The sequence below is a fragment of the Kitasatospora sp. NPDC058170 genome (genome assembly GCF_042883905.1).
In the GTDB taxonomy this organism is placed as follows: domain Bacteria; phylum Actinomycetota; class Actinomycetes; order Streptomycetales; family Streptomycetaceae; genus Kitasatospora.
Genome location: NZ_JBHVUV010000034.1, coordinates 36,389 through 61,960 on the forward strand (window position 1 = coordinate 36,389; position 25,572 = coordinate 61,960).

General features: G+C 73.9%; 19 protein-coding genes and 1 pseudogene. 8 read left to right on the top strand and 12 right to left on the bottom strand.

Annotated features, from left to right (window positions below):
- The first annotated feature begins 15 nt into the window (after positions 1–15).
- From ACFVVX_RS31315 to ACFVVX_RS31325, 3 genes are all read left to right on the top strand, one after another.
- Positions 16–1,494 (top strand): pyridoxal phosphate-dependent decarboxylase family protein, encoded by a 1,479-nt coding sequence (locus tag ACFVVX_RS31315; protein ID WP_387950547.1) that lies wholly within the window; start codon positions 16–18, stop codon positions 1,492–1,494.
- A gap of 514 nt (positions 1,495–2,008) precedes the next feature.
- Positions 2,009–2,779 carry a tRNA-dependent cyclodipeptide synthase gene (locus ACFVVX_RS31320; RefSeq protein WP_387950549.1) on the top strand — a complete coding sequence of 257 codons (771 nt, stop codon included), beginning with the start codon at positions 2,009–2,011 and terminating at the stop codon, positions 2,777–2,779.
- Positions 2,780–2,877: 98 nt separating this feature from the next.
- Entirely contained in the window at positions 2,878–4,065 is a 1,188-nt protein-coding gene (locus ACFVVX_RS31325; RefSeq protein WP_387950551.1) for a cytochrome P450, read from the top strand.
- Positions 4,066–4,111: 46 nt separating this feature from the next.
- Here the strand turns inward: ACFVVX_RS31325 and ACFVVX_RS31330 are convergent, their stop codons facing one another.
- From ACFVVX_RS31330 to ACFVVX_RS31375, 10 genes and pseudogenes are all read right to left on the bottom strand, one after another.
- A complete protein-coding gene (locus ACFVVX_RS31330; protein WP_387950634.1) occupies positions 4,112–4,912 on the bottom strand; it encodes an inositol monophosphatase family protein in 801 nt (266 codons plus the stop codon).
- Between the two features lie 336 nt (positions 4,913–5,248).
- Entirely contained in the window at positions 5,249–6,532 is a 1,284-nt protein-coding gene (locus ACFVVX_RS31335) for a type III PLP-dependent enzyme (protein WP_387950553.1), read from the bottom strand.
- A gap of 127 nt (positions 6,533–6,659) precedes the next feature.
- On the bottom strand, positions 6,660–8,369 hold the full coding sequence (locus ACFVVX_RS31340) for an IucA/IucC family protein (RefSeq protein ID WP_387950636.1): 1,710 nt from the start codon (positions 8,367–8,369) through the stop codon (positions 6,660–6,662).
- Positions 8,370–9,056: 687 nt separating this feature from the next.
- Positions 9,057–9,797: pseudogene (locus tag ACFVVX_RS31345) on the bottom strand (MFS transporter); the annotation flags it as partial.
- Positions 9,794–11,641: an IucA/IucC family protein gene (locus tag ACFVVX_RS31350; RefSeq protein WP_387950554.1), complete on the bottom strand. Its 1,848-nt coding sequence runs from the start codon at positions 11,639–11,641 to the stop codon at positions 9,794–9,796. The gene ACFVVX_RS31350 and the pseudogene ACFVVX_RS31345, both read right to left, overlap by 4 nt.
- A complete protein-coding gene (locus tag ACFVVX_RS31355; RefSeq protein WP_387950556.1) occupies positions 11,638–12,843 on the bottom strand; it encodes an acetyl-CoA carboxylase biotin carboxylase subunit family protein in 1,206 nt (401 codons plus the stop codon). Before ACFVVX_RS31355 ends, ACFVVX_RS31350 begins: the two co-directional genes overlap by 4 nt.
- A 113-nt stretch (positions 12,844–12,956) precedes the next feature.
- On the bottom strand, positions 12,957–13,991 hold the full coding sequence (locus ACFVVX_RS31360; RefSeq protein ID WP_387950558.1) for an ABC transporter substrate-binding protein: 1,035 nt from the start codon (positions 13,989–13,991) through the stop codon (positions 12,957–12,959).
- 141 nt (positions 13,992–14,132) lie between these two features.
- On the bottom strand, positions 14,133–14,960 hold the full coding sequence (locus ACFVVX_RS31365; protein ID WP_387950559.1) for an ABC transporter ATP-binding protein: 828 nt from the start codon (positions 14,958–14,960) through the stop codon (positions 14,133–14,135).
- On the bottom strand, positions 14,957–16,117 hold the full coding sequence (locus ACFVVX_RS31370; RefSeq protein WP_387950561.1) for a FecCD family ABC transporter permease: 1,161 nt from the start codon (positions 16,115–16,117) through the stop codon (positions 14,957–14,959). The genes ACFVVX_RS31365 and ACFVVX_RS31370 overlap by 4 nt, the downstream gene beginning before the upstream one ends.
- A complete protein-coding gene (locus ACFVVX_RS31375; RefSeq protein WP_387950637.1) occupies positions 16,114–17,076 on the bottom strand; it encodes a FecCD family ABC transporter permease in 963 nt (320 codons plus the stop codon). Before ACFVVX_RS31375 ends, ACFVVX_RS31370 begins: the two co-directional genes overlap by 4 nt.
- A 189-nt stretch (positions 17,077–17,265) precedes the next feature.
- Between ACFVVX_RS31375 and ACFVVX_RS31380 the strand changes: the two genes are divergently transcribed.
- The gene (locus ACFVVX_RS31380) at positions 17,266–18,117 is read left to right on the top strand and encodes an iron-sulfur protein (RefSeq protein WP_387950563.1); all 852 of its coding nucleotides are present in this window, start codon (positions 17,266–17,268) and stop codon (positions 18,115–18,117) included.
- A 115-nt stretch (positions 18,118–18,232) separates the two neighbouring features.
- Here the strand turns inward: ACFVVX_RS31380 and ACFVVX_RS31385 are convergent, their stop codons facing one another.
- Both ACFVVX_RS31385 and ACFVVX_RS31390 read right to left on the bottom strand, forming a co-directional pair.
- A complete protein-coding gene (locus ACFVVX_RS31385; protein WP_387950564.1) occupies positions 18,233–20,788 on the bottom strand; it encodes an ABC transporter permease in 2,556 nt (851 codons plus the stop codon).
- Between the two features lie 112 nt (positions 20,789–20,900).
- Entirely contained in the window at positions 20,901–21,695 is a 795-nt protein-coding gene (locus tag ACFVVX_RS31390) for an ABC transporter ATP-binding protein (RefSeq protein ID WP_387950566.1), read from the bottom strand.
- Positions 21,696–21,856: 161 nt separating this feature from the next.
- Between ACFVVX_RS31390 and ACFVVX_RS31395 the strand changes: the two genes are divergently transcribed.
- From ACFVVX_RS31395 to ACFVVX_RS31410, 4 genes are all read left to right on the top strand, one after another.
- Positions 21,857–23,293, top strand: coding sequence for a sensor histidine kinase (locus tag ACFVVX_RS31395; protein ID WP_387950567.1), 1,437 nt, complete (start codon positions 21,857–21,859; stop codon positions 23,291–23,293).
- The gene (locus ACFVVX_RS31400) at positions 23,290–24,024 is read left to right on the top strand and encodes a response regulator (RefSeq protein WP_387950569.1); all 735 of its coding nucleotides are present in this window, start codon (positions 23,290–23,292) and stop codon (positions 24,022–24,024) included. The genes ACFVVX_RS31395 and ACFVVX_RS31400 overlap by 4 nt, the downstream gene beginning before the upstream one ends.
- 16 nt (positions 24,025–24,040) lie before the next feature.
- A complete protein-coding gene (locus tag ACFVVX_RS31405; protein WP_387950570.1) occupies positions 24,041–24,442 on the top strand; it encodes a VOC family protein in 402 nt (133 codons plus the stop codon).
- 219 nt (positions 24,443–24,661) lie between these two features.
- Positions 24,662–25,417, top strand: a complete 756-nt coding sequence (locus tag ACFVVX_RS31410) for a dienelactone hydrolase family protein (RefSeq protein ID WP_387950571.1) — start codon at positions 24,662–24,664, stop codon at positions 25,415–25,417.
- The last annotated feature ends 155 nt before the right edge of the window (positions 25,418–25,572 follow it).

Sequence of the window (25,572 nt, forward strand, 5' to 3'; positions counted from 1 at the left end):
GGCGAGGACCCGGGCATGCCCGACGAGCCCATCCCGCTCGACGCCCTCGCCGGGGGCGTCGACGGCCCCGGCGCACTCGGCCCGCTGCTGGCCACCGTGCTGGACGCGCTGGACGCCGGCACCGGCCTGCGCGGCGGCCCGCTCCCGGCCGGCACCCCCGCCGAGATCGCCGGACTGGTCGCCGAGGGCCTGCGCGGCGCCCACGGCCGCGGCGCCCTCGCCCGCCTCACCGAACTGCTCGCCTACGGCGCCGCCGACCCCGCCGACCCGGCCTGCGCCGCCCATCTGCACTGCCCCCCGCTCGCCGTCGCGGCCGCCGCCGACCTCGCCGTCAGCGCACTCAACCCCTCGCAGGACTCCTGGGACCAGGCCCCCGCCGCCACCGCCCTGGAGACGGAGCTGCTCGCCGAACTCGCCGGCCTGGTCGGCTACGACCCGGCCCGGGCGGCCGGCGTGCTCACCTCCGGCGGCACCGAGTCCAACCTGATGGGCCTGATGCTGGCGCGCGACCAGAAGCTCGACGGCATCGTCGAACTGGACGGCCTCCCGGCCGGCGGGACCCCTCGGATCATCGCCTCGCACGCCGCGCACTTCTCCGTCCAGCGCGCCGCCGCCCTGCTCGGCCTCGGCGAACGCGCCGTCGTCCCCGTCCCGGTCGACCGCCGGCTGCGGATGGACCCGGCCGCCCTGGAGCGCGTCCTGGCCGAGGTCACCTGGGCCGGACAGACCCCGATCGCCCTGGTCGCCACCGCCGGCACCACCGACACCGGCGCCATCGACCCGCTGCACGCCGCCGCCGACCTCGCCGCCCGCTACGGCGCCTGGCTGCACGTGGACGCCGCGTACGGCGGCGGCGCCCTGCTCTCCGACCGGCTGGCCCCGCTGCTGGACGGCATCGAGCGCGCCGACTCCGTCTCCCTGGACTGGCACAAGCTCGGCTGGCAGCCCGCCGCCGCCGGGGTCTTCCTGGTCCGCCACGCCGAGAGCTACGTCTCGCTCGCCCGCCGCGCCGAGTACCTCAACCCGGCCGACGACGAACACGCCGGCTACCCCAGCCTGTTGGGCCGCTCGCTGCGCACCACCCGGCGGGCCGACGCCTTCAAACTCGCCGTCACCCTGCGCACCCTCGGCCGCAGCGGCCTCGGCCGACTGGTCGACGCCTGCCACGAACTCGCCCTCGGCGCCGCCAAGGCCGTCCGGGGCGAGCCCGAACTGGAGCTGTACTGCGAACCCGTGCTGACCACCGTGGTGTTCCGCTACCGGCCCCCGGGATCGAGCCATGACCCGGCCGTCCTGGACGAGGTCAACGGCACGCTGCGCCGACTGCTGCTGCGCTCCGGCCGGGCCGTGGTCGGCCGCACCGAACTGCCCGGCGAGGGGCCCGGCCGGGTCCGGCTGAAGCTGACACTGCTCAACCCGCACACCACCCCCACGGAGGTCGGCGCGCTGCTCCACGAGGTGGTGCGGGCCGGGCGGGAGACAAAACCCTCGTAGGTCGCGGCGTGCGGTTCGTGGCCCGCGGTTCGTGGCCCGCGGTTCGTGGTCCGTAGTCCGCGGGTCCGTAGTCCGCGGGCCCGCAATCCGCCGGGCGCGGCCGGTGGCCCGCGACTCCAAAGGAAAAAGCAACGCCTTTTTCCGGCAGGGATGTTGGAGGAAGGCACACTGGTGTGCCAGGGTATCCGGGGGATATTCACCCGCCCCCGGAAAGCCTCCGTGGACATACCGTTGGGCACTCGTACAGGCTGATTCCGGCCGCCCGGTGATCGAATTCCGCCAACCCCCGGACAGGGCTTGCGGAGATCCCGAAGCGCGGCGGTAACTTCATGTGGTCGCCGATGCACCAAGCGCACACGGCTTCCCGGGGAAAGGCCGTCTGACCAGGTGCGCGCCACCCCGCATGCGGTGAACTCACCCTCACAAGCCGGTGAACTCTGCGTACCCGCATTGCATTTCAGTGAATCCCGGTAAAGCCACATGAACCCCAGTCCTGTGACGCGGAGGCAAAGGCATGCGCGAAACCACCCTGAGTACCACCACGCCGGGTCCCGGCAGCGCCCCGGCGGATACCGCCCCCGCCGTGTTCGAGGCGCTGCCGTTCTCCGCCCGCTGCCGGGAGATCTGGCAGCGCGGGGACCACCTGCTCATCGGCGTCAGCCCGGGGAACAGCTATTTCAGCCACCGCCGGATCGCCGAACTCATCGGGTGGGGGCGGGAGTTCTTCGACCGAATCGACATCGTCTACGCCGACCTGCACGTCGGGACCCAGTACGAGACCTTCGGCTACACCCCCGAACACGCCCACCGCCGGGCCGCCAAGGAGGTCAAGGCCACCGCCCGCCGGATCGAGCGCGGCATCGAGGAGGCCGGCCGGCGCGAGGGCGTCCGGGTGCACCCGCTCTCCGCGTTCACCGGCCATCCCGCGTACCGCCGACTGCACCGCCGGGTGATGGACGCGCTGGGATCCGACCGCGAGTTCCACGCCGCCGCCGAGGGCATGGCGCGCGGCTTCCTGGCCGCCCGGCTGGACGAGGGACTCGCCCCGGACGAACGCCAACTGGCGGCCGGGCTGCAGTACATAGCCGCCGAGCTGCCGTTCTTCCTGGACACCCCGGCACTGCTCGGCGTGCCCAGCTCGGTCAGCTGCTACCACTTCGAACTTCCGCTCACGCGCGTCCTGTTCGGCCGCGAGCAGGGCCTGCGGGCGGAGCCAGGACAGGCCTACGCCGTGGTCCGCCCGGCCGCACCGGTCAGCTCGGCGCCGTCGGCGCAAGCCGCCTGAACAACCCGCCCGAACAGCCCGCCTGAACAAGCCGCCCGAACAAGCCGCCTGAACAGCCCGCCACCAGCCCACTTCTCCCACGCTCCAGGAGCACCCTCATGACCGACCTGACCTTCCCGCTCTCCCGCAGAGGCGACGTCCTGCCCGAGGAGGCGCGGCGGCTGTGCGAGGAACAGCCCGTCGCCCGGGTCCGCACCATGACCGGCGACCCCGCCTGGCTGGTCAGCAGCCACGCGCTCGCCAAGCAGGTGCTGGAGGACGAGCGGTTCAGCCTCAAGGACACCGCCAACCCCGGCGTGCCCCGCCAGTACGCGCTGACCATCCCGCCGGAGGTGGTCGACAACATGGGCAACATCAACAGCGCCGGCCTGCGCAACGCCGTGATGAAGACCCTCACACCGCGTGCCGACAAGGAGTTGGACGGCTGGCTGCAGGCCGAGGCCCACCGGCTGATCGACACCCTGGTCGAGCAGGGCGCTCCGGGCGAGCTCCGGGACGGGTTCACCGAGCCGTACTCCGCGGCCCTGCACTGCCGGCTGCTCGGCATACCCGTCGACGACTGGCGACGGCTGATGGCCGGCATCGACGTCGCCTTCCTCACCAGCCCGCAGCCGTTCGAGGGCTCCACGCCCAACTGGTACAAGGACCTCGGCTACATGATGGAGCGGCTCAACGCCGACCCGGAGCCCAAGGACGGCCTGCTCGGCCGGTTCGTCGAGCTGCGCCGCTCGCCGGACGTCTCCGAACGGGTCGGCGACGAACTGCTGGCCACCGTCGCGCTGTCGCTGTTCGGGGCGGGCGCCGTCTCCACCTCGTCCTTCCTGCTGCACGCCGTCATCTACCTCGCCCGGCAGCCCGAGCTGGCCGAGCGGCTGCGCCGGGAGCCCGCGCTGATCGGCCGCGCGGTCGACGAGCTGCTGCGGGTCAACCTGTCGATCGGGGACGCCCTGCCCCGGATCGCGCTGGCGGACGTGCAGGTCGGCGAGGTGCTGGTGAAGGAGGGCGAGCTGGTGCTGGTGCTGGTCGAGGGCGCCAACTACGACCCGGCCGTCTTCCCGGACCCGGAGCGGATCGACTTCGACCGGAGCAGCAACCCGCACCTCGCCTTCGGCGCCGGACGCCACTTCTGCCCGGCCTCGGCGCTCGGCCGCACCCATGCGGAGATCGCTGTGACGGCCCTGGTCGAGCGGCTGCCGGGCCTGCGGCTGGCCCTGCCGGCCGAGCAGCTGGCCTGGCGGCCCGGGTTCATCAAGCGCCTGCCGGAGCGGCTGCCGGTGGTCTGGTAGCCCGCGCGGGGCACCCGACCGGGAGTGGTCCTCGGCCGGACAGGTCCTAGTCGGCGAGCAGGACGGCGCGGACGTGCTCCCAGGTCTCCCGGTCGGCGGCGACCAGTAGGCCGTCCTCGCCGCCCGGCGCCTCCGGGCGGTAGGTGCTGCCGTCGAGCCGCGCCGAGACGCCGCCCGCCTCGGTGACCAGCAGGGAGCCGGGCGCGTGGTCCCAGGGCAGGGTGCGCCAGTAGAGGATGAAGTCCAGCTCGCCGTCGGCGATGTCCGGGTACTCGATCCCGGCCGCGTGCCGGCCCGCGGTGACCTCGCCGAACGCCGCGTGGGAGTTGCGCTGCATCCGCTCGTGGTCGGCCGGGGCGAGGAAGCGGCTCTTCACCACACCGCGCCACTTGGCCGGTCCGGCGGGGGCCGGGGGGCGGGTCAGCCGGTGGCCGTCGCGCCAGGCGCCGGAGCCCAACTCGGCGGTGTAGCAGGTGGCGGTGACCGGCTGCCAGATCCAGGCGGCGACGGTCTGTCCGGCCCGGACGAGCGAGGCCATCACGGCGAACTCGGGGCGGCCGGCGATGAAGTTCGAGGTGCCGTCGACCGGGTCGACCAGCCAGACGGCGGGCTCGGAGTGCAGTGCCCGGGCGAGTGCCGGGTCGGCTGCCACGGCCTCCTCGCCGACCACCGGGACGGGCAGCAGCTCGCGCAGCCGCCGCGCGATGATCACCTCGGCCTCGCGGTCGGCCACGGTCACCACCTCGCCGGGGGCCTTCTCCATCACCTCGCCCGCGGCCAGCGCCCGGAACCGCGGCTCGACCACCTCGGCCGACGCCTCGGCGAGGATCTCCGCCACCTTGTCCATCAGCACGTGCCCGCTCCCTTCGCTGGCTACCACTCTCGCACGTCTGTGCGGTGGTGACCTGCGGCGGCCCCTCGCCGGGGGCGCGGAGGCGGTGCCGTTCACCTGGTACGGGGTGGGGGTTCGGCTCGGCGTCCCGGTGCCGTTCACCCCGGCACCGGCCGCCGGGCCGGGGTCGGGGTTGGGGAGGCGGGCGGGCTGTCTCCGGCTCTGTGTACCGGTTCCGTGGTCGTTGGCTGGCCCGTTGCCTGGTCCGTTGCGCGGGCCGTTACGCGGCCCGGGGCGGCGTCCGCGGTCGGGCGCCCCGGGCGGTGCCCCGCCCGGGGCCTGCGGTGCAGGTCAGCCGCCCGGGGAGGCCTCTCCGGGCAGCTCCCCGCCCGGCTCCGCGACTGCTTCTCCGCCCGGCTCCTCGACCGGTTCCTCGGCGCCGAGGTGGTGGAAGCCCGGGCGAGGATGCATCAGGAACTCGTGGTGCGAGATGTTCCACGCGTAGGCGCCGGCCATCGAGAACAGCACCCGGTCCGCAGTCCGCAGACCCCCGGCCGCCGGGGCGGCGTGGGCGAGGACGTCCTTCGGGGTGCAGAGCTGACCGGCCAGGCTCGCCCGCCCGGTCCGTACGGCGGGCCGCGGCCACGGATACGGCCACTCCTCGACCGCCAGCACCGAGAACGGCTGGTCGTGCCCCCGGGTGGCCGGGGTGCGCAGGTGGTGGGTGCCGCCGCGGACCACGGCGAAGTCCTCGCCGTGGCTGTGCTTCACGTCCAGCACCTCGGTCGCGTACCAGCCGCAGTAGGCGGTCAGCGCCCGGCCCGGCTCGATCCGCAGGGTCAGGCCGGGGTGGCGGTCCAGCAGCTCGGCCAGCCCCTCGCCGAAGGCCGTCCAGTCGAAGCGGGCAGCCGGATCGGCGTAGTCGACGGCCATGCCGCCGCCCACGTTGACCTCCTCCAGCGCGAACCCGTGCCGGTCGGCCAGCCCGGCCGACCAGTCGACGATCTGCCCGGCGACGGCCAGCTGCTCCGCCGCCGCCAGCCCGCTGGCCAGGTGGGCGTGCACCCCGCGCAGCCGCAGCCGGTGCCCGAGCGGCCCGGACAGCAGCCGGACGCACTCCTCGGCGCGGTCCGGGTCCAGCCCGAACGGCGCCGGGCGCCCGCCCATGGCGAGGGCGACCGAGTCCAGCGCGCCCGCCGCCACCGGGAGGTTCACCCGCAGCAGCACGTCCACCACGGTCGGTGGCCGACCGGCCAGCTCGGCGGCCAGTCGACGCAGCTCCTGCTCGCTCTCGACGTGCCAGCGGTGCACCCCGGCATCGACCGCGGCCGCGATCTCGGCGGGCGTCTTGCCGGGACCGCCGAAGGCCAGCGGCGCGTCCGGCACGGACTGCCGCACATGTGCCAACTCGCCGCCGCTCGACACCTCGTACCCGTCCACCGACGCGCGCAGCGCGGCCAGCACGGGTGCCTCCGGATTGGCCTTGGCGGCGTAGTACAGCTCGACCCGCCGGGGCAGCGCCGCCCGGATCCCGGCGGCGTGCGCGCGCAGGGCGGCGAGGTCGTAGACGTACGCGGGCAGCGCCTCCGGCGCGAGGCCGGCGACGTGCCGGCGGACCGGTTCGGTGGCGGTCATCGGGGGCTCCGGGTGAAGGGGTGCGGGGTGGGGGCTGCAGGGGCAGGGGCGGTGGCGTACCGGGCGGTGGGCGGGCTCGGCGGCCGGGTGGTCCGGGTGGTCCGGGTGGTCCGGGCGGTCCGGGCGGTCATCGGGGGCTCCCGGCCGGGGTGAGCGGGCGGACCGGCTGGACCGGCAGGTGGGCGGCCTCCGCGAGCACGGAGCTGGCCAGCGGCGACGGCAGCCGGACGTACCCGGCCGCCCGGTCGGCCTTGCGCTCCCAGCGGGTGAGCAGGTTGGCCTTGGCGGGCAGCGGCACCCCGGCGAGCAGCGCGCGCAGCCGCGGCGGCCGGCCGTGGGCGTCCGCGTACGCCTCCAGGGTGTGCCGGACGGCCTCCCAGAGCGCGCCCTCGGCGGCGGGGTGGCGGTCGGCGAGGGCGGCGAGCAGCTCGGCGACGTGGTTGACCAGCAGGCAGTACACCACCCGGTCCCAGCCGCGTTCCGCGTCGTACGCCATCGGGCCGGCCACCTCGGGCGGCAGCGCGGCCAGCACGGCGGCGTTCTGCTCGGGGAGGAGCTTGGTGCCCTCCAGGTCGCGGAAGAAGACCTGGGCCGGCCGCCCGGCCGCGTCCACCCCGATCAGCACGTTCTGCAGGTGCGGCTCCAGGACCACGCCGTGGTCGAAGTAGGCGGCGAGCACCGGCGGGACGAGCAGCCGCAGATAGGCGGTCCACCAGTCGAGGGCCTGCCGGGCGTCCGCGTCCGCGCCGAGCAGCCGCCCGATCTGGGCGGAGCTGGTCGGGTGCTCGTCCGCCACGGCTGCCGCCAGCAGCGGGGTGACGCCGGGCCGCAGCACGTCCGTGAAGCCGTCGCGGACGATCAGGCCGAAGCCCTCGTACAGCGCGGCGTCCGGGCGGCCGTCGGCGCCGGGCAGGGCGAGGGTGCGGAAGGCCGGTTCGCGCAGCATCGCGGCGGCCGGGAACCGGGCGGCCAGGTCGGCCAGCACCGGGTCCAGCAGCCGGGTGAGCGCGACCGCGCCGGTCAGCTCGTAGGAGGCGTTCTTGCGCAGGCAGTTGGTGATGCGGACGTTGAGGCTGAACTTCAGGAAGGCGCCGGCGCCGTGCAGGGTGCGCACCGAGGCGGTGGCGGTGAACGGCTCGCCGCCGGGCCCGAGGTCCAGGACGTCCCCGCGGGCCAGGGCTCCGCGCAACAGCGGGTGTTCGTCGAGGAGTTGGTACTGCCAGGGGTGCGCGGGCAGCAGCCGGTAGCCGGCGGGCACTTCGCGCAGCCCGTCCAGCAGCGCGGTGGCGGAGGGGTCCAGGGACTCCCCGGCGACCAGCTCCTCCCGCACGGCGAGATGGCGCAGCCGGAACGCGGCCCGGGACTCCGGCGCGTACGACCGCCAGTCGCCGCGCTCGGCGGAGCGCGACTTCGGTGCGGGGTGGAAGCGGTGGCCGAACAGCAGGGCCTGCTCGGACTCCAGGTAGCGGTCCGGCCCGGGGTCCGGTCGGGCGGTCAGCCCGGCCAGCACTCCCGCATGGCTCGACGCCAGCTGGTCGAGGAACTCCTCGTTCGCCGTGCCGGTGCGCAGCTCCAGCTCGTCCTGGACGTACCCGGCGAGCTCACGCCAGGCCAACTCGGCCCAACCGTCCGGGCGTTCCTCCTCGATCGGGCCGGTGAACCGGTGGGCGCCCAGCAGCGAGGTGCGGCGCAGCGCGACCCGCAGCAGGGCGCCGCGGCGGGGCAGCCGGACCAGCAGCCGGCCGTCGGTGACGGCGGTCTGGCGCTCGGGCCCGGAGACCTCGCGCAGCAGGCAGTTGAGCAGGGTGTGCGCCACCGCCAGGTCGGCGGAGGGCAACCCGGCAGCGTGCGGCTGCGCGGAGTGCGGCCCCTCGGAAGGTCGGCCCGTGGGCGACGGTTCGGCGAGTGTCGCCTCGCCGCGGGTCACCTCGGTACGGGTCGCTTCGGTACGGGTCACTTCGGTGTGGACCGCTTCGGTGTGGATCGCTTGGGTGAGCGGGTCGCGGGTCGTCGACTCGTGGGTGGTCGGCTGGCGGGTCATCGGCGACTCCAACGCTGGCGGGACGCGGAAGGGGAAGGCTAATGCGGTGGCCGCGAGTGCGGCCAGGAGTGCGGCGGCGGTGCCGACCAGCACGGGGGCGGTGGCCCCGAAGCGGCCGTTGGCCAGCGCCGCGACGGCTCCGGCGGCCACGGCGCCGCCCTTGGAGACGAATTCGAGGGTGCCGAACATCCGCCCCGGCGCCCGGCCGCGCGCGGCCTCGGCCGCCAGGACGGAGAGGCAGACCAGTCCCAGCGTGAGCCCGGCACCGAGCAGCAGCCGGACCAGGACGAACACCGGCAGGGAGTACGCGACGGCGTGCCCGGCCAGGCCGAGCGCGACGAAGCCGAAGCCGAGCGCGATCCCGGAGTGCGGGCGGTCGAGGAAGGCGGTGTGGGTGCGGGCGGCGAACGCCAGGTAGCACAGGTGCGGCAGGGCGAACAGCACGCCGGTCGTGGTGTCGGAGACCCCGGGGAGGCGTTGCCCGGCCAGGGATATCAGATAGGGGAAGGAGCTGATGGTGGCGAAGACGAAGGCGAACTCCAGGGCGAGCAAAGCCCGCAGGGGCATCGCCTCGGCGGCTTCGGGCAGCTCCGGCGCCTGCGCGTCGGGCACCGCCGGACCGCCCGGTTCCGGCAGCAGCGCGAGCAGGCCGGCGGCGGCCAGCGGCAGTGCGGCCATCACCAGGTACTGCCGGTGCGGGTCGATCCACGGCGACAGTGCGCCGACCAGGATCGGTGCCGCCACCAGCGCCGCCCGGGCGCTGCCCTGCATCAGCGTGAGCGCACGGGACAGCCGGGAGCCGTCGAGGGCGGCCGCGAGATAGCCGTTGGTGGCGGCGAAGGTGCCGCCGAGGAAGCCCTGGAGGACCAGGGCGAGGGTGAAGGCGGGCAGGCTGTCGGCGGCGCCGGCCAGCAGGAAGGAGACGGTGAGTCCGAGTTGGGCGCGCAACAGCAGCCGCTTGCGGCCGAACCGGTCGGCGAGGCGCCCCCAGAGCGGCGCGCCGAGGGCGCTGAACACCGTCGGCACGATGTAGAGCACGCCCGCCCAGCGGCCCTGCGGATCGCCGAGCGCGGGCAGGATGGCGGTCAGGTAGGGCGGGAGGCCGAGCGCGGCGAAGGAGGCCACGAAGTAGCAGGCCGCGACGGCGTGCACCTGGCGGCGGCCGAGCCCGCCGGAGCGGGCGGTGTCGCGGCCGGAGGGCTGCGCCAGGGCGTTCACGGTCACCTGGTGAGCCCCGTCGGACCCTTCGGCAGCAGGTAGTTGGGCCCGCTGGTGTAGTGCTTGTTGATGTCGGCCGCGCCCGAGCGCTGCTTGCTGAGCAGGGTGCCGGCGGTGACCATCGCCTTGACCGGGAGCCGTTCGGCGTCCAGCAGCCCGGTTCGCAGCGGTTCGCCCGCCGGGCCGATCCGGTCGACGGCCTCGGTCAGCCGCTTGCGCAACAGGGCCAGGGTGTCGGCGAGTTCGGCCCGCCCGTGCTCGGCGAGGCCGAACGCCAGGGCGCCGGTGCAGAGATGGCCGGTGATGGTAGTGAAGAGGTCGGTCAGCGGCCGGTCCTCCTCGCCGGTGATCCGGGCGTCGTCGAACGCGTCCGGCTCGGGGGCGAGTTCACCCAGCCTGGCGGCGAGCCGCGCGGTGTGCACCCGCGGCCCGTCGTCGTCCTTGTAGAGCAGCCGCAGGCCGCCGTCCTCGTCCAGCACGAGCGAGGTGTTCTGCTGGTGGGACTCCAGCGCGATGCCGTACCCGAACAGCGTGGCCTGCCAGTCGAGCAGCAGCTCCAGCAGGGTGTCGTACAGGGCGAACGCGTCCCCGCCGTGGAACCGGTCGGCGAGGTGGTCGAGGACGAGGCGGCCGCCGGGTGCGGGGGCCAGCAGGGCCGCCAGCGGGACGGTGACCGCCCGGTCCAGGCCGGCGGGCTGGCGGCGGAGCAGGACGGCGAGCAGCTCGTGGCCGGCGTGCGCCCAGCTCTGTTCGTCGGCGTGCAGGATCCGGTCGGCGAAGCGCGGCTCGCGGGCCAGTACGGCCTCGATCAGCCGCTGTCCGGCCGCGCCGTCGCGCAGCGTGCCGGGCTTGATGGTGCGGCGGTTGAGCCGGCCCAGGGTGGCGGTGGCGAGCGGGAGTTTGAGGTGGCAGGTGGGGTCGTCGGCGACCGCGACTGTGCGCATCGAGAGGGTGGGGACGACGGTCAGGTACGGCCGGTCGGCGAGTACGGCGCGTCCCGCCAGACCGGTCGCGTGCAGAGCCTCGGCCAACGGGGAGCCGGGCGGCGGGGAGCCGGCCCGGGGGGAGCCGGCCTGGGGGGCGCCGGTGGCCGTGCGGGACTCGGCTGCCGTGTGCGGTTCGGCCGGGCGGGGAGCGGCCGGTGGCGCCGCCAGGGTGAGCGGGTGGATCGGCAGGGTGGCCCAGGCGGCGTCGCCGCCCTCCAGGTCGAGGCCGAGCCAGCTCGGGGTGGGCCACCAGCTGGGCAGCGGCCGCTCGCCGTGCCGGGTCACCGAACCGGCCGGGACGGCGAGCCAGCGCAGTTCGAAGGCCGGGTGGAACTCGGGCGCGTGGCTGCGCAGTTGCGTCTCGGTGAGGCCGGATCGGCCGCGCGCGGTGGGGTAGACAGGGTGGTCGAGGTAGGCGGCGAGGGTGTCGTGGCCGAGGGCGGCGGCGGGGCCGGTCCAGTGGGCCGGGTCCGGGCCGTACAGGTCGGTGAGCGCGGTGTGCACCTGTCCGCGGACGCGGTCGTGCAGCTCCATGGTGGCGAGGGTCTGCCGGCACTCCTCGGTGAAGGCGCTCCAGCCGGGCCGGTCCTCGGGGTCGGCGAGGCCGCCGAGGGCCGCCAGGATGTCGTCGAGACCGGTGACCCGGCGGCCGGACAGCTCCAGCAGCGGCAGACGGGCGGCGTACTCGCTCTGGAAGCCCTCCTCCGCGACGGGCAGCGCGAGGGTGGCACCGGCGGCCGGGTCGAGGACGATCCAGCGGCCGTCCGCGCGCTCGTCGAGGCGGCCGCGGGTGCGCAGTCCGAGCACGTCCTCGCGCAGCAGCGCGGAGAGGACCCTGAGCGTCAACTGCTCGGCGGTGCTCACGGGGTGATCTCCCAGGTGTTGGCGGCGGTGAAGCGGGCGACGGAGGCGTCCACGGCGGACTGGTCGGTGCCGACGGCCCAGATCACGCCGAGGTAGTCCCGGTTGGTGCGGTAGTGCTCGTGCCGTTCGCCGACCGGACGCAGCGGGCGGTAGGCGAGCCTCACCCCGTCGCGCTGCTCGTCGTACGGGCCGGGGGCGGCGGTGAGCGTGCCGGCGCGGTCGGCGCAGACCGCCTCGTTGCGGGCCCGGCGGCCGGCCGCGGCGCAGCGTTCGGTGAGGTCCTCGGGCAGCGGGTGGCCGAGGTGGACGGCGAGGATGTGCTCGAACAGCGGGATGCCGAGGACCTCGGCCAGCATCAGGTCGCACTGGTCGCCGATGACGCGGTAGTTGACCTCGATCAGGCGGGCCCGGCCGTCCGGCTGGACGACGAACTCGGTGTGGCAGGCCCCGAGTCCGACGCCGACCGCGTCGAGCTGGCCGAGGACCTGGTCGAGGACGGCCTGCGGGTGGCCGGGGAGGAACTCCAGGGCCTCCTCGATGAAGTGCGGGGGAGGGGAGACCGTGGTCCGGAACCCGCCGAGGACATGGCGGCGGCGGGAGTCGCCGAGCGTCTCCAGGGTGTACAGCTGCCCGTCCAGGAACTCCTCGACGACCAGGGTCGCGCCGGCCCGGCGGTGCTGGATCTCCCGGCAGCGCAGCCCCAGTTCCGCGGCGTCGGCGACCAGCGTGACGTCCTCGCTGGCGACGCCCTCGCGCGGCTTGACGACGCAGGGGAACGGCGGGTCCAGCTCGGCCGGGTCCTGCCCGGGTGCCAGCTCGGCGGACCAGACGGCGTCCAGGCCGGCCGCGGCGAGGTGACGGCGGAGCTGGCCCTTGTCCTTCGCCCGCAGCGCGGCCTTCCAGTCCTTGGCCGGCAGCCCGAAGTACTCGGCGGCCAGGGCGGTCTGGGTCTGGAGGTGGTCGCTGTTGCTGAACACCGCGTCGGGGGCGTGGTGGCGGGAGACCAGGCTGACGACCTCGCGGAAGTCCCGCACCTCGCAATCCAGCACCTCGGGCGCGAACTCCGTCCCCGCGTAGGCGCGTCGATGGGCTTCCGGACAGTCGGTGAGCACGGTGACATCGAGGCCGAGACGGGCGGCCGCGGGCAGGAAGCCGTCGGTGACCGAGTCGGTGGGGTTCAGGGCGAGCAGGTACAGCCGCATGGTGGTGTCCTCATGTGAGGTGGGACGGGGGACCGGGGGCGGGCAGGGGCCGCGGGGCCGCGGGGGCCGCGGCGGCCGAGGGGCCGCGATGCCCACCCCCCTTCCGCTGACGACTACTTGGGCGCGTCGACGCCCGCGGCCTTGGCGATGTCGCCGAGCATCGCCTCGGCGGCCTGCACACCGATGCCGGACATCCAGGTCTCGTCCGGCACGTTGAAGACCCTGTTGTTCCGGACGGCGTTCAGGCCCTGCCAGACCGAGGTGCCCTGGACCTCGCTCTGCTTGGTCTTGGTCGGGTCGTCGGCCACGGTGACGAACACCAGGTCGGCGTCGGCCTGGTTGATCTGTTCGGCGCTGACCTCCAGCATCGACTGGTCGACGTCCTGCGAGGCCGGGCGGCCCAGGCCGACATCCTTCAGCACGACACCGCTGAACGACTGCTTCTGGTAGAGCCGGGTCGGGCCGGCCACGAAGCGGACCACCGAGGCGGTCGGCTCGGTGCCGCCGTTCTTCGCCCTGATCGCCTCGCCGAGCCTGGCCGCGCGGGCCTCGTAGTCGGCCAGCGCCTTCCCGGCCTCGGCCTCCTTGCCCAGGGCCTTGGCGTAGAGCGCGAGGTTCTCCTTCCACGGGAAACCGGTGGTCTCGGCGAGCACGGTCGGTGCGATGGCGTTGAGCTTGTCGTAGACCTTGGCGTGCCGGACCTTGGAGGACAGGATCAGGTCGGGCTTGAGGGAGGCGATCAGCTCCAGGTTCGGCTCGTTCATCGGGCCGACGTCCTTGGTGTCCTTGATCCTGTCCTTGAGGTAGTTCGGGAACCCGCCCTCGGTCTTCATGTGCGGAGACACCGCGCCGAGGGGGGTGATGCCCAGCAGGGTGACATCGTCCAGCTCGCCGCTGTCCAGGACGACGACGCGCTTGGGCTGGGCCTTGATCTCGGCGGTGCCCGCGGCGTGGGCGACGCTGCGCGGGAACCCGGCGGCGGACCCGGCGGCGGACCTGGCCGCCCCGGCGGAGGCGGCGGAGTCGTCGGCGTGCTTGGCGGCGTCCGTGGTGTCGCCGCTGCTGCCGCAGGCGGCCAGCAGCGTGGTGGAGACGGCGACGGCGAGCAGGGCGACGGGGATTCTGCGGGCGCGGGCGGAGCGGGTCATGACGGGTTCCTTGTCTCGGGTGGGGGAGCCGCCACCGGGTGAGCGGGGCTGCACGGTGCCGGGGTGAGCGGGGGGACGGGTGGACGGGGGGCAGGTGAACCGGGGGAGGGCTGGACGGACGGGGGAGGAGGACGGCCGGGGTCAGGCGCCGGCGTGCCGTCCCGTCCGGGCTCTCGGGACGACCAGCGGCGTGCCGGTCTCCGGGTCGGGCACGACCAGGCAGGGCACCTGGAAGACGGCCTCCACCAGCTCGGCCGTCAGCACCTCGGCGGGCGGTCCGGCGGCGGCCAGGCGGCCGTCCTTGAGGACGACCAGGTGGTCGGCGTAGCGGGCGGCCTGGCCGAGGTCGTGCAGCACCATCACGACCGTGCGCCCGGCCTCGGCGTGCAGGTCGGCGACCAGGTCCAGGACGTCCAGCTGGTGGCGGAGGTCCAGGAAGGTGGTCGGCTCGTCGAGCAGCAGCAGCTCGGTGTCCTGGGCGAGTGCCAGCGCGATCCAGGCGCGCTGGCGCTGGCCGCCGGAGAGCCGGTCCACCTGCTGGTCGCGCAGCTCGGCGGTGCCGGTGCGGGCCAGCGCGTCCTCGACGGCGGCCTGGTCGGCCTTCGACCACGGGCTGAGCATCCGCTGGTGGGGGAAGCGGCCGAGCCGGACGAGTGACTCGACGGTGATCGCCTCGGGTGTGACCGGCTGCTGGGGCAGCAGGCCCATCCGCTTGGCGAGGGCCCGGGCGGGCATCCGGTGGATGTCGGAGCCGTCCAGGGTGACGGTGCCGGCGGCCGGGCCGAGCAACCGGACCAGGCCGCGCAGCAGGGTGGACTTGCCGCAGGCGTTGGGCCCGACGATCGCGGTGACGGCGCTCCCGGGCAGCTCCAGGTCCAGGCCGTCCACGACCACCCGGTTGCCGTAGCGCAGGTCCAGGCCGTGGGCGGCGAGGCGGTTGCCCGCCGGTGCGGCGGAAGGGGCGGTCATCGGTTGCTCCTCTGGGGCAGCCGGCCCTGGCGGATCATCAGCACCAGGAGCCAGGGCGCGCCGAGGGTGGCGGTGACGGCACCGACCGGCAGCCCGTGGACGGGGATCACATGGAGGACGAGCAGGTCGGAGGAGAGCAGCAGCACGGCTCCGGTGAGCGCGGTGAGACCGAGCGTGCCGAGGGTGGGCGGGCCGGCCAGCAGCCGCACCAGGTGCGGTACGGCGAGCGCCACGAAGGCGACCGGTCCGGTGAGCGCGGCGGCCAGTGAGGCGAGGGTGATGGTGAGCAGCAGCAGCCCGAGCCGGTCGCGGCCGGGGTTCAGACCGAGCCCGCCGGCGGAGTCGTCGCCGAGGTCGAGCACGGCGATCCGGCGCTGGCAGAGCAGTACGGCCACCATGGCGGTCCCGATGGCGGCGCCGCCGATCCAGACCTCGGTCCAGTTCCGCCCGTACAGCGAGCCGGTGGTCCACTGCATCGCGGAGGAGGCCAGCTCGGCCGGGAACCGGACGATCATCAGGTTCACGGCCGCCGCCAGGCCCTGCTGGACCGCCAGGCCGACCAGTACCAGGCGGGTGACGGCCATCCGGGAGCGCCAGGCGAAGCCGCCGAGCAGCAGGGCGGCCAGCAGTCCGCCGCCGAGTGCGGCGAGCGGGATGAGCTCCTGGGAGGCGCCGGTGGCGAGCATCAGCACCGCGCCGAAGGACGCGCCGCCGGTGACGCCGATGGTGTCGGGGGAGGCCAGCGGGTTGCGGAAGAGCCGCTGGAGCATCGAGCCGGCCACCGCCAGGCCCGCGCCCGCGATCAGCGCCGAGACCACGCGGGGCGCCCGGAACTCCTGGACGACGAGGACGTTCCCGGTGTCGCCGAGGCCGGCCAGGGCGCGCAGTGCGTCCCAGGTGGACATCCGGACCTGGCCGGTGCCGAGCGCCAGGCCGGTCAGTAGCACGAGCAGGGCGGCGGCGGCCAGCGACCAGAGCGCGGTCCGGGCCCGGCGGCTGGTCCGGGTCGGGGTGTTGGCGGTGCCGGTGCCGGTGCCGGTGCGGGTGTCGGCGCGGGTGTCGGCGCGGGTGTCGGCGCGGGTGTCGGCGCGGGTGCTGGTGTCGGTGATGATCGGGGCTGTCGCGGTGGACGGGCCGGTGGCGTCGGTGGAGCTCATCGGGCCACCCTCCGGGCCAGCACCGCGAGCAGCGGCGCGCCGAGGAAGGCCGTCACGATGCCGACCTCGATCTCGGAGGGCCGGGCCACCACGCGGCCGAGGACGTCGGCGGCGAGCAGCAGCAGCGGACCGGCGATCAGACAGCCTGGCAGCAGCCAGCGGTGGTCGTTGCCGAGCAGCGGACGGACCAGGTGGGGGGCGGCCAGCCCGATGAAGGCGACCGGTCCGGCGACGGCGACGGCGCTGCCCGCCAGCAGGACGACGGCCAGCCCGCCGACCACCCGGATCCGGGCCACCGGCACGCCGAGCGACTGCGCGGCCTCGTCGCCGAGCGCCAGCGCGTTGAGCGAGGGCGAGACGGTGAAGGCGGCGAGCAGCCCGAGCACCAGGAACGGCAGCACCGGTGCGAGCGTGTCCAGGTGGCGCCCGGCGATCGATCCGGCCAGCCAGAACCGGGCCTCGTCCAGGGTGCGGTGACTGGCCAGCATCAGCGCGGACGTCCAGGAGGTGAGCACCACCGTCAGGACGGTGCCGCCGAGCGCCAGCCGGACCGGGTCGAGGTCGCCGCCGCTCCGGGACATCGCGTACGCCGCCACCGCCGTGACACTCGCTCCGGCCATGGCGAACCAGATGTACTCGACCGGACGGGTGAGCCCGAAGGTGTAGATCGCCGCGACCACCGCGAAGCTCGCGCCCGCGTTGATGCCCAGGGTGACCGGCGAGGCCAGCGGGTTGCGGGTGACGCCCTGGGCGACCGCCCCGGCGACCCCGAGCGCCGCCCCGATCGCGACGCCGATGATTGTCCGCGGGACTCGAAGGCCCGTCACCACATTTGCGTCTCCGTGGTGTTCGGTACCGGCCAGGGCGTGGACCACCGTGGACAGCGGGATGGATCGGGATCCGAGCGCAAGGCTCAGTGCGGCGAACAGCACCAGGGCGCAGACCCCGAAGGCTAGCAGCGCAGGCTGCCGTACCGACGAGGGTCGGAGCGCCGCCGGGGCCGTGGAGGCCGGCGGTTCGATTCTCAGCACGGGGTGAGATATTAGGTTAGGCAATCCTTACCTAGTCAAGTCCGGGCGCGCTTGGTCCGGACCACCCGTTGACGGCCTATAAGGTGAGCCTCACCTTATTCGATCTCGGGAGTGCCGATGATCTCGGGAGTACCCCTGCCCGCGCCGCCCACGCAGGCGCTGCCGTGTCCGGCGGAGTCCGTCCGTGCCGACTACGAGCAGCTGTTCGGCCGCTGCCCGGTGCTCCAGGTGAGACTCCTCGGCGATCACGACCCGGATCCGTCCGGCCATCAGGGCTGGTACTCCGCAGCCGAGTTGGCCCACCGGCCCGAGGCGCTGGACGCCGCCCTCGCCGGCGAGGCCGCCCGGATCGCCGCCGAGCACGGCAGGGAACCGCGTCCGCACGTCAGCGCCTCCCGCCTGCTGCACCACTACCTCTGGACCGCCTGCGTCCTCCTCGCTGGCCCCTGGTTCCTGGCCGGCCGCGTCCCGGTGATCGACCCCGCCGACATCTGGCTGCACGCTCCGACGGGCGACTTCGCCCTGCGCCCGCGCGGCCATGTCTCGCTGCCCGGGCACGTCCCGCTGTCCGGTGAGGACGAGCTCCGGGCCGAACTGCGCACCGCCGTCGTCGGCCATGCCGAACCGCTGCTCGCCGCGTTCGCCGCCGCCACCCGGCGCGGCACCCGGGCGCTGTGGGGCATGGTGACGGACGATCTGGCCTCCGCCATCTGGTACCTCGGCCGGATGTTGGGCGAGGAGGACGCGTCGGTGGCCGCCGCCGAGGCCGTCCTCCCCGGCGGCACCCTCCCGCTCCCCGGCTCCGCCGACTTCCGCCGCCTCACCGGCTCCGACGGCAGCAGCCACCACACCCGCACCCGCCTCGGCTGCTGCCTGTACTACGCGATCCGCCCGGACTCCGCCTGCCTCACGTGCCCGCGGACCTCCGACGAGGAGCGCCTGCTCCGCCTGGAGCAGACGGCGGGCTGACGGCGGGCTGACGGCGGGGGTGACGGCCGGAACGGCGGTGGGGGTGGCGGTGGGGGTTGTCTGGCCTGGCGGGGGTTGGCCTGGCAGGGGTCTCCGGGCGCCCGGCCCCGCACGGCTACTCGGATCCGATCGCGGCCAGGACGTCCAGCCCCGCTGCCCGCCGGGCCGGCCACAGCGCCGCGGCCATGCCTACCAGCGCGGCGAGCACCAGCATCAGCATCAGCTCGCCGTACGGGAGTACCGGAGTGACGTCCTCGCCCTTGACGAGCAGGGTGCGGATCGAGGCCCAGGCCAGCAGGCTGCCGAGCGCCATGCCCGTGGCCGCCCCGAAGAGCGAGACCACGACCGACTCCAGCCGGACCATCTGCCGGATGCCGCCGCGCTCCAGCCCGACCGCTCGCAGCATCCCGATCTCCCGCCGCCGCTCGAACACCGCCATGGTCAGCGTGTTGACCACACCCAGGGCGGCGATCACCAGCGCCACCCCCAGCAGCGCGTAGAGGATCTTCAGGGCAACGCTGATGGTGTCGTTGAAGCCGTCCCGTAGATCCTGCTTGCTCTGTATCTCCAGCACCGGGTTGTTCCCGGTCGCATCCCTGATGGACTGCCGGAGCGCCGCGGTGGCACCGTCGACACCCTTCACCAGGATGTGGTTGATGTACGCCTCCGGTTGGTGCCGCGCGATCTCCGCATTCGACAGCAGCAGTGATTCGAGCATTCGGCTCGTCTCGAAGACACCACCCACCGTGACTGGGACGGTGGGCCCGCCGGGGCGGCCCACCTGCAGGTCGGAGCCGACCGACACCCCTTCGTCCGCCGCGTACTCGGCGCTCACCAGGATCTGCCCCCGCCTCAGCGCCTCCGTGGAACCGCTGAGCATGGTGAGCTGGACCAGCCGGTCGACGGTGTCCGGATCGAAGCCCTGGACCGTCTCGGGGCCGCCGTCGACCTGCCAGTACACACTGCTCACGGCGCCGGCGGCAGCCACCCCCGGCGCCGCGGAGATCCGGTCGACGAGCTGGGGCGAGAGGCTGTTGTTGTTCATCCGGACGGCGTAGTCGGCCTTCATGTCGGCAGTGACCGCCTCGTCCAGTGCCGTTGCCACCGACGAGCCCAGCACCGTCAAGCCGGTGATCAAGGTCAGTCCGATGGTGAGCGCCGCGGCGGTGGCGGCGGTACGCCGGGGACTGCGCAGGACGTTGAGTGCGGCAAGCCTGCCGGGAGTGCCGAACAGCCGGGCCAGCACCGGGCGGGCCAGCGCGACGACCGGGCGGGACAGCAACGGGAGCAGCAACAGCACGCCGACCGTCGCCGGCAGCGCACCCAGGTCCACCCAGAACTGCGACGGCATGCCCTTGCCGCCGGCACCCCGCAGGACCAGGGCGGCACCCGCCAGGGTGCTCAGCACCCCGAGGGCGTTGCGCAGCCGCAGACTTCGCCCGGCCTCCGGCTGCGCCCCGCTGCCCATCGCCGCAACCGGTGCGATCCGGGCCGCGCGCAGGGCGGGAAGCAGCGCGGACAGCATGGTCGTCAGAGTGCCCACCGCCACTGCGGCGGCGGCCGAACTCGCAGTGATCACGAGTGGACCGGTCGGCAGATCCGGGTACAGCGAGGCGAACAGAGCGCGCAGCCCCGCGCCGATGCCGACACCGGCCAGCAGCCCGATCGCCGAGGAGCCGCCGCCGATCACCAGCGCCTCGGCCAGCACCGACCCGGTGACCTGCCAGCGGCCCGCACCGACCGCCCGCATCAGTGCCAGCTCCCGGGTGCGCTGGGCGATCAGCATGGTGAAGGTGTTGGCGATGATGAAGGCGCCGACGAAGAGCGAGATGCCGGCGAAGGAGAGCAGCACCGTGCGCGTCCCTTGGGTGCCCTCGGCGAGTCGGGTGGCCTGATCGTCGCTCAACTCCTGGGCGGTGTCGGCGGAGAACTGCTTTTCGGCGGGTACGAGGGGCTTCACCTGGGAGAGCAGCGAGTCCTCGGAGACGCCCGCGCGGGCGGTCACCTCGATACCGCTGTACTGGCCGGGGGCCAGCAGAGTCCGCTGCGCCTCGGCCGTCTCCAGCAGCACCAGGGTGCCGCCGGCGGACACCACCGGGTCGTCCGTGCTGAACACGCCCACCAGCCGGGCCTCGAAGACCGGCCCGCCGGCCGAGAGGCGGACGGTGTCACCGACCCGGTAGCCGCCCTTCCAGGCGGCCGCGCGATCGAGCGCGATCTCGCCCGCACCCTGTGGGCCGCGCCCCTCGACGATCGGATAGCGGTCGTCCCTGCCGTCCGGTCCCGGAAGGAAGTTGGTACCCCGGGCCAGCTCTGCCTCGCCGAGCAGGTCGCCGTCGCGATCGGCGACGGCCGTGAAGCTGGTGACCACTGGCCGGACCCGTGCGGTGCCCGGTAGCGCCGCGAGTTGTCGGACGGTGGTGTCTGTCAGAGCTGTCGAGCCTCGCTCGCTCTTCTGACGGGGGCTGACGAAAGCGCCCGCGGCTTGGTCCGTGACCAGGACGGACAGTTGGGAGTAGTCGGTGGAGCGGCTGTTCTCGGCGGCCCGGCGGGCGGTGTCGGAGAAGATCAGCGTCCCCGCAAGGAAGGCGGTGCCGATGATGACGGAGCAGGCCGTCATCAGCAGCCTGCCTCGATGGGCCAGTACATTGCGCAGTGCGGCGCGGAGCATGAGGTGTCCCGGATGGTGGTGGAGGGGCGGTCGGCGGTTCGTTGGCCGTTCGGTTCGTCGGCCGTTCGGTTCGTCGGCGGGTGAGGTCGCGGGTGGGGCGGCTGTCGGTGGGTCAGGTCGTGCGCCTGGTCGTCCGCCCGGCGGGTTCAAGGCGGCGCATGCGATCCAGGACGGTGTCGGCGGTGGGCAGACGGAACTCGTCCACGACCCGGCCGTCGGCGAGGAAGACCACCCGGTCGGCGTAGCCCGCGGCCACCGGGTCGTGCGTCACCATCACGACGGTCTGGCCGAGTTCGTCTACGGAGGTGCGCAGGAAGCCGAGGATCTCCGCACCGGTGCGGGAGTCCAGATTGCCGGTCGGCTCGTCCGCGAAGACGATGCCGGGCTTCGAGGCCAGCGCCCGGGCGCAGGCCACCCGTTGCTGCTGGCCGCCGGAGAGCTGGGACGGGCGGTGCGCGAGACGGCCCGCGAGCCCGACCGCGTCGATCACCCGGGCGATCCACTGTTCGTCGGGACGCCGCCCGGCGATGTCCAGCGGCAGGGTGATGTTCTCCAGGGCGCTGAGCGTGGGGAGGAGGTTGAAGGCCTGGAAGACGAAGCCGATCCGCTCCCGGCGCAGACGGGTGAGCTGCCTGTCGCGGAGCCCGACGAGCTCGGTGTCGCCGATCGTCACCGAGCCGGAAGTGGCGGTGTCCAGCCCCGCGAGACAGTGCATCAGCGTCGACTTGCCCGAACCCGAGGGCCCCATGATGGCGGTGAACTCGCCCTGGCCGAAGACGACGTTGACATCGTCCAGTGCCACGACACGGGTCTCGCCCTCGCCGTGGACCTTGCTCAACCCGGTGGCACGGGCGGCGGTGCCGGCCCCGGCCCTGCCTGTGGCCGTGGATGCGGTGGTGACGTTCATGGGAGGTTCTCCTCGCTCTCGGTGGTCCACCGCAAAGCTGCCGCAGCCGGAGTGGTCACGTCGTCTGGCTGTGGGCAGAACTCCTCCTGGCCCTCGTCTGCCTCTGGGCGTATCCCGCCAGGCAGACGCGTGTGCACGAACCGCCTGGCTACGATCGCCGCATGAAAGAAGCGATGCCGCGTCCGCCGTTGCTCGGACGGATCCCACCGCGCGCCTGGCCGATGCTCGGCTGGTGCGCGGCGACGGTGTTCGCCCTGATGTTCCACGACAGCAGGCCGCACGACCCGCTGCCCGGCAACTCGTGGCTGGGCTGGGCGGTGCACCTCGACGTCGGGCTCTGGGCGGTGCTCAGCGTCCTGGCTGCGCTGCCGATCCTCCTGTGGCGTCGCAGGCCGCAGCTCGCCCTCGGCCTGATGCTGGCCGAGTCGGTGCTGTTCATGGGAGTCGGCCGGTCCTGGCTGCTGCTTCTGCTGGCGACGGACACTCTCGTGCTCTATCTGGCGGCGGGCGCTCCTCGACCACCGGTCCCGGGCGGCCGCGCCGGCGGCAGCCCAGCCGGAGGCCCCGGCCCGGCAGCGGGTGTCGAGGCGCAGGGCCAGGGAGACGGTGGTGCCGGCGCCGACCCCGAGCCCTCCCGCCGGGCCGCCGCCGGCGCGGCCGCCGTCACACTCGCCGCCCAGCTCGCCGAGTGGCGTGCCACCAACGGCAGTTGGGCGCACGGCCTGTTGGCCGCCGCGGTCCCGATCGCCGCGGGCGTCGTCATCGCCTGGCTGGTCGGCCACTCCGTCCGTCAGCGCCGTCACTATGCCGAGAGCCTGCGCATCCAGGCCGCCGCACAGGCCGCAGAGCGGGCCGTCCAGGCCGAACGACTCAGGATCGCACGAGAGTTGCACGACATGGTCGCCCACAGTATCGGGGTGATCGCGTTCCAGGCCGGTGCGGCCGGCCGGGTCTTCGACACCCAGCCCGAGGGCGCCCGCCAGGCGCTCACCGCCATCGAACTCACCAGCCGGGAGACGCTGGCAGGCCTTCGCCGCATGCTCGGAGTGCTGCGCCGCGCCGACGCCGACTGGCACGGGGAGCACGGGGAGCACGGGCGCGGAAGCGGGTACGGACACGGCAGAGCGGGACAGGAGGAGTATGCCGGCGCCGGCCCGGGCAGCCCGGCGGCGGGCCTCGCCGACCTCGAACGGTTGACGGCCACGACAGCCGCGGCCGGAGTCGACATCGACGTGAGAACGCTTGGGCAGCCGCGCCCGCTGCGCCCCGAGATCGACCTGTCCGCGTTCCGTATCATCCAGGAGTCGGTGACCAACGTGGTGCGGCATGCAGCTGCCCGGCGCTGCCGGGTCCTCGTCGAGTACCGGAGCGAGGAGCTTGCCATCGAGATCACCGACGACGGGCCCGACGACGGGCCCGTCGGCCGATCAGTCGCCCCGACCTCTTCGGCCCCCTCGGCTGGCCAGGCCGGCCGGCGGCTGGGCAGTGGCTACGGAATCGCCGGTATGCGGGAGCGGGTCGGCCTGTTGAACGGCCGGTTCAGTGCGGGCCCGCGCCCCGAGGGCGGTTTCCGGGTGATGGCGAGGCTGCCGGGATGACGATTCGCGTCGTGCTTGCCGACGATCAGCCCCTGATCCGTGCAGGGTTGAGCATGGTCATCGCCGACACCCCCGATATCGAGATCGTCGGCGAGGCCGGGACGGGTGCGGAGGCAGTCCGGCTGGTCCGCGAACTCGGGCCGGACGTCGCCCTGATGGACATCCGGATGCCCGGCATGGACGGCATCGAGGCGACCCGCCTGATCACCTCGGACCAGGCCGTCACCACCCGGGTACTCGTCCTCACCACCTTCGACGACGATGACAACGTCTACGCCGCCCTCCGAGCCGGCGCCTCCGGATTCCTGGTCAAGGACATGGCCCTGGACGACATCCTCGCCGCGACCCGCGTGGTCGCCGCCGGCGATGCCCTGATCGCCCCGAGCGTCACCCGGCGCCTCATCGCGGAGTTCGCCGACCGCCCCGAACCAGCCGCCCCCGCTGCCCTCGCCGCCCCGACGGCCCCCACCACCCCCACGGCCCTCGCTACCCCTACTGCCCCCACCGCGCCTCCGATCCCCGGCCTGGAGAGCGTCACCGAACGCGAACGCGAGGTCCTCACCCTGGTCGGCCGCGGCCTCTCCAATGCGGAGATCGCAGCCAGACTCTTCATCGGTCCGGGCACGGCCAAGACCCACGTGGCCCGGCTGCTGACCAAACTCGACGCCCGCGACCGCGTCCAACTCGTCATCACCGCCTATGAGGCCGGCCTGGTCTCGCCGAGCCGGTGAGGTTACGCTCCCCAGCATGATCAATTCGACGATGCGGGTGCGGATCGCGCGCCCCTCCCGGGACCTCGCCGCCGCCGAGCGGTTCTACGTCGAGGGCCTGGAGTTGGACATCCTCTGGCGCACCACCGAGCGCGTCTCCGGTGAGCACGACCTGCTCATGGTCGGTCCGCCCGGCGGGGCATGGCACTTCGAGCTCACCCACGACCCGGAGCTGCCGCTGGAGCCCACGCCGACGGTCGACGACCTCTTCGTGGTCTACCTGGGCACCCCCGTCGACGACGCCCTGGTCGAGCGCCTGGTGGCGGCCGGCGGCGCCCGGGTGGCGGCGCACAACCCGTACTGGGACGAACACGGCGTCACCGTCGCCGATCCGGACGGGTACCGTCTGGTGCTGTGCAGTCGCACCTGGGGTGCCTGAGGCGGCGGTCCACCGGTGTGGCGGGCGGCCGGGCCTTCTCACGGCCGGCTCCCTGACGTACTGTCACTCACTGCCGGTGCGCCGAGTCCCCCGTCGGACGGCGTCCACACCGGGAATCCCTGAGCCTGCGAGCACACCCGAACCGGGGTGCGCGTCCCGACCGGCGGCGCGCGCCCAGCTGTTCCAGGCGGCCACCACCACAGGAGAAGAGAGACGGCCATGACCACCGTGCGCGGAACATCCGTGGACATCCCCACGCCGGACGGCACCGCCGACGCCTACCTGGCCCACCCGGACGACGGCGGCCGGTACCCCGGCGTCCTGCTGTACATGAACGCGTTCGGACTGCGCCCTTCGCTGGAGGCGGCGGTCCGGCGGATCGCGGCGGCCGGCTACACGGTGCTGGCGCCCAACGTGCTGTACCGCCACGGGCGCGCGCCGTTGATCGAGCTGCCCGGGTTCGTCAATCCCGCCGCGGACCCGACGATCTTCGAGCGCCTCGGCCCGATGATGGACGCGCTCACCCCCGAGCTCGCGATGCGTGACGCGGGCGCCTACCTCCGCTGGCTGGCCGACTCCCCGCTGGCCACCGAGGGCCCGGTGGGCATCACCGGCTACTGCCTCGGCGCAGGCCTGGCCCTGCGTACGGCGGGCACCTACCCGGACCGGGTCGCCGCCGCGGCCGGTTTCCACGGCAGCGCCCTGGCGAGCGAGGAGGCGGACAGCCCGCACCTGCTCGCGGACCGGATCACCGCCGAGCTGTACTTCGGTCACGCCGACCAGGACCGGTCGATGCCTCAGGAGCAGATCGACCGCCTGGACAAGGCGCTCACCGGGGCGGGCGTGCGCCACACCTGCGAGGTCTACGAAGGGGCCCGGCACGGCTTCACCCAGACCGACACCGCACCGTACGACGAGGCGGCGACCGACCGGCACTGGGAGGCGCTGATGGCGCTGCTGAAGCGCGCGCTCTAGGCGCACACCGGAAAAGGGCAGGACATCTGACTGGGCTGGGGCGGCAGGCTCGCCGGGGCGCCGCTGCCCGAGACCGACGAACTGATCGTCAGACCGGGCCTCAACCTCCGTCACCCCGGCCGCCCGCCAATCAGCCGCAGGGGCGTGTACCCGCG

What these genes read in the sequence shown, in the direction of transcription:
- ACFVVX_RS31395 (WP_387950567.1), top strand. Translation starts at nt 21,857, where the DNA reads ATGAAAGAAGCGATGCCGCGTCCGCCGTTGCTCGGACGGATCCCACCG.
- ACFVVX_RS31335 (WP_387950553.1), bottom strand. Translation starts at nt 6,532, where the DNA reads ATGACCGCCACCGAACCGGTCCGCCGGCACGTCGCCGGCCTCGCGCCG.
- ACFVVX_RS31380 (WP_387950563.1), top strand. Translation starts at nt 17,266, where the DNA reads ATGATCTCGGGAGTACCCCTGCCCGCGCCGCCCACGCAGGCGCTGCCG.
- ACFVVX_RS31390 (WP_387950566.1), bottom strand. Translation starts at nt 21,695, where the DNA reads ATGAACGTCACCACCGCATCCACGGCCACAGGCAGGGCCGGGGCCGGC.
- ACFVVX_RS31320 (WP_387950549.1), top strand. Translation starts at nt 2,009, where the DNA reads ATGCGCGAAACCACCCTGAGTACCACCACGCCGGGTCCCGGCAGCGCC.
- ACFVVX_RS31315 (WP_387950547.1), top strand. Translation starts at nt 16, where the DNA reads ATGCCCGACGAGCCCATCCCGCTCGACGCCCTCGCCGGGGGCGTCGAC.
- ACFVVX_RS31360 (WP_387950558.1), bottom strand. Translation starts at nt 13,991, where the DNA reads ATGACCCGCTCCGCCCGCGCCCGCAGAATCCCCGTCGCCCTGCTCGCC.
- ACFVVX_RS31325 (WP_387950551.1), top strand. Translation starts at nt 2,878, where the DNA reads ATGACCGACCTGACCTTCCCGCTCTCCCGCAGAGGCGACGTCCTGCCC.
- ACFVVX_RS31405 (WP_387950570.1), top strand. Translation starts at nt 24,041, where the DNA reads ATGATCAATTCGACGATGCGGGTGCGGATCGCGCGCCCCTCCCGGGAC.
- ACFVVX_RS31400 (WP_387950569.1), top strand. Translation starts at nt 23,290, where the DNA reads ATGACGATTCGCGTCGTGCTTGCCGACGATCAGCCCCTGATCCGTGCA.
- ACFVVX_RS31410 (WP_387950571.1), top strand. Translation starts at nt 24,662, where the DNA reads ATGACCACCGTGCGCGGAACATCCGTGGACATCCCCACGCCGGACGGC.
- ACFVVX_RS31365 (WP_387950559.1), bottom strand. Translation starts at nt 14,960, where the DNA reads ATGACCGCCCCTTCCGCCGCACCGGCGGGCAACCGCCTCGCCGCCCAC.
- ACFVVX_RS31355 (WP_387950556.1), bottom strand. Translation starts at nt 12,843, where the DNA reads ATGCGGCTGTACCTGCTCGCCCTGAACCCCACCGACTCGGTCACCGAC.
- ACFVVX_RS31330 (WP_387950634.1), bottom strand. Translation starts at nt 4,912, where the DNA reads ATGGACAAGGTGGCGGAGATCCTCGCCGAGGCGTCGGCCGAGGTGGTC.
- ACFVVX_RS31370 (WP_387950561.1), bottom strand. Translation starts at nt 16,117, where the DNA reads ATGAGCTCCACCGACGCCACCGGCCCGTCCACCGCGACAGCCCCGATC.
- ACFVVX_RS31385 (WP_387950564.1), bottom strand. Translation starts at nt 20,788, where the DNA reads ATGCTCCGCGCCGCACTGCGCAATGTACTGGCCCATCGAGGCAGGCTG.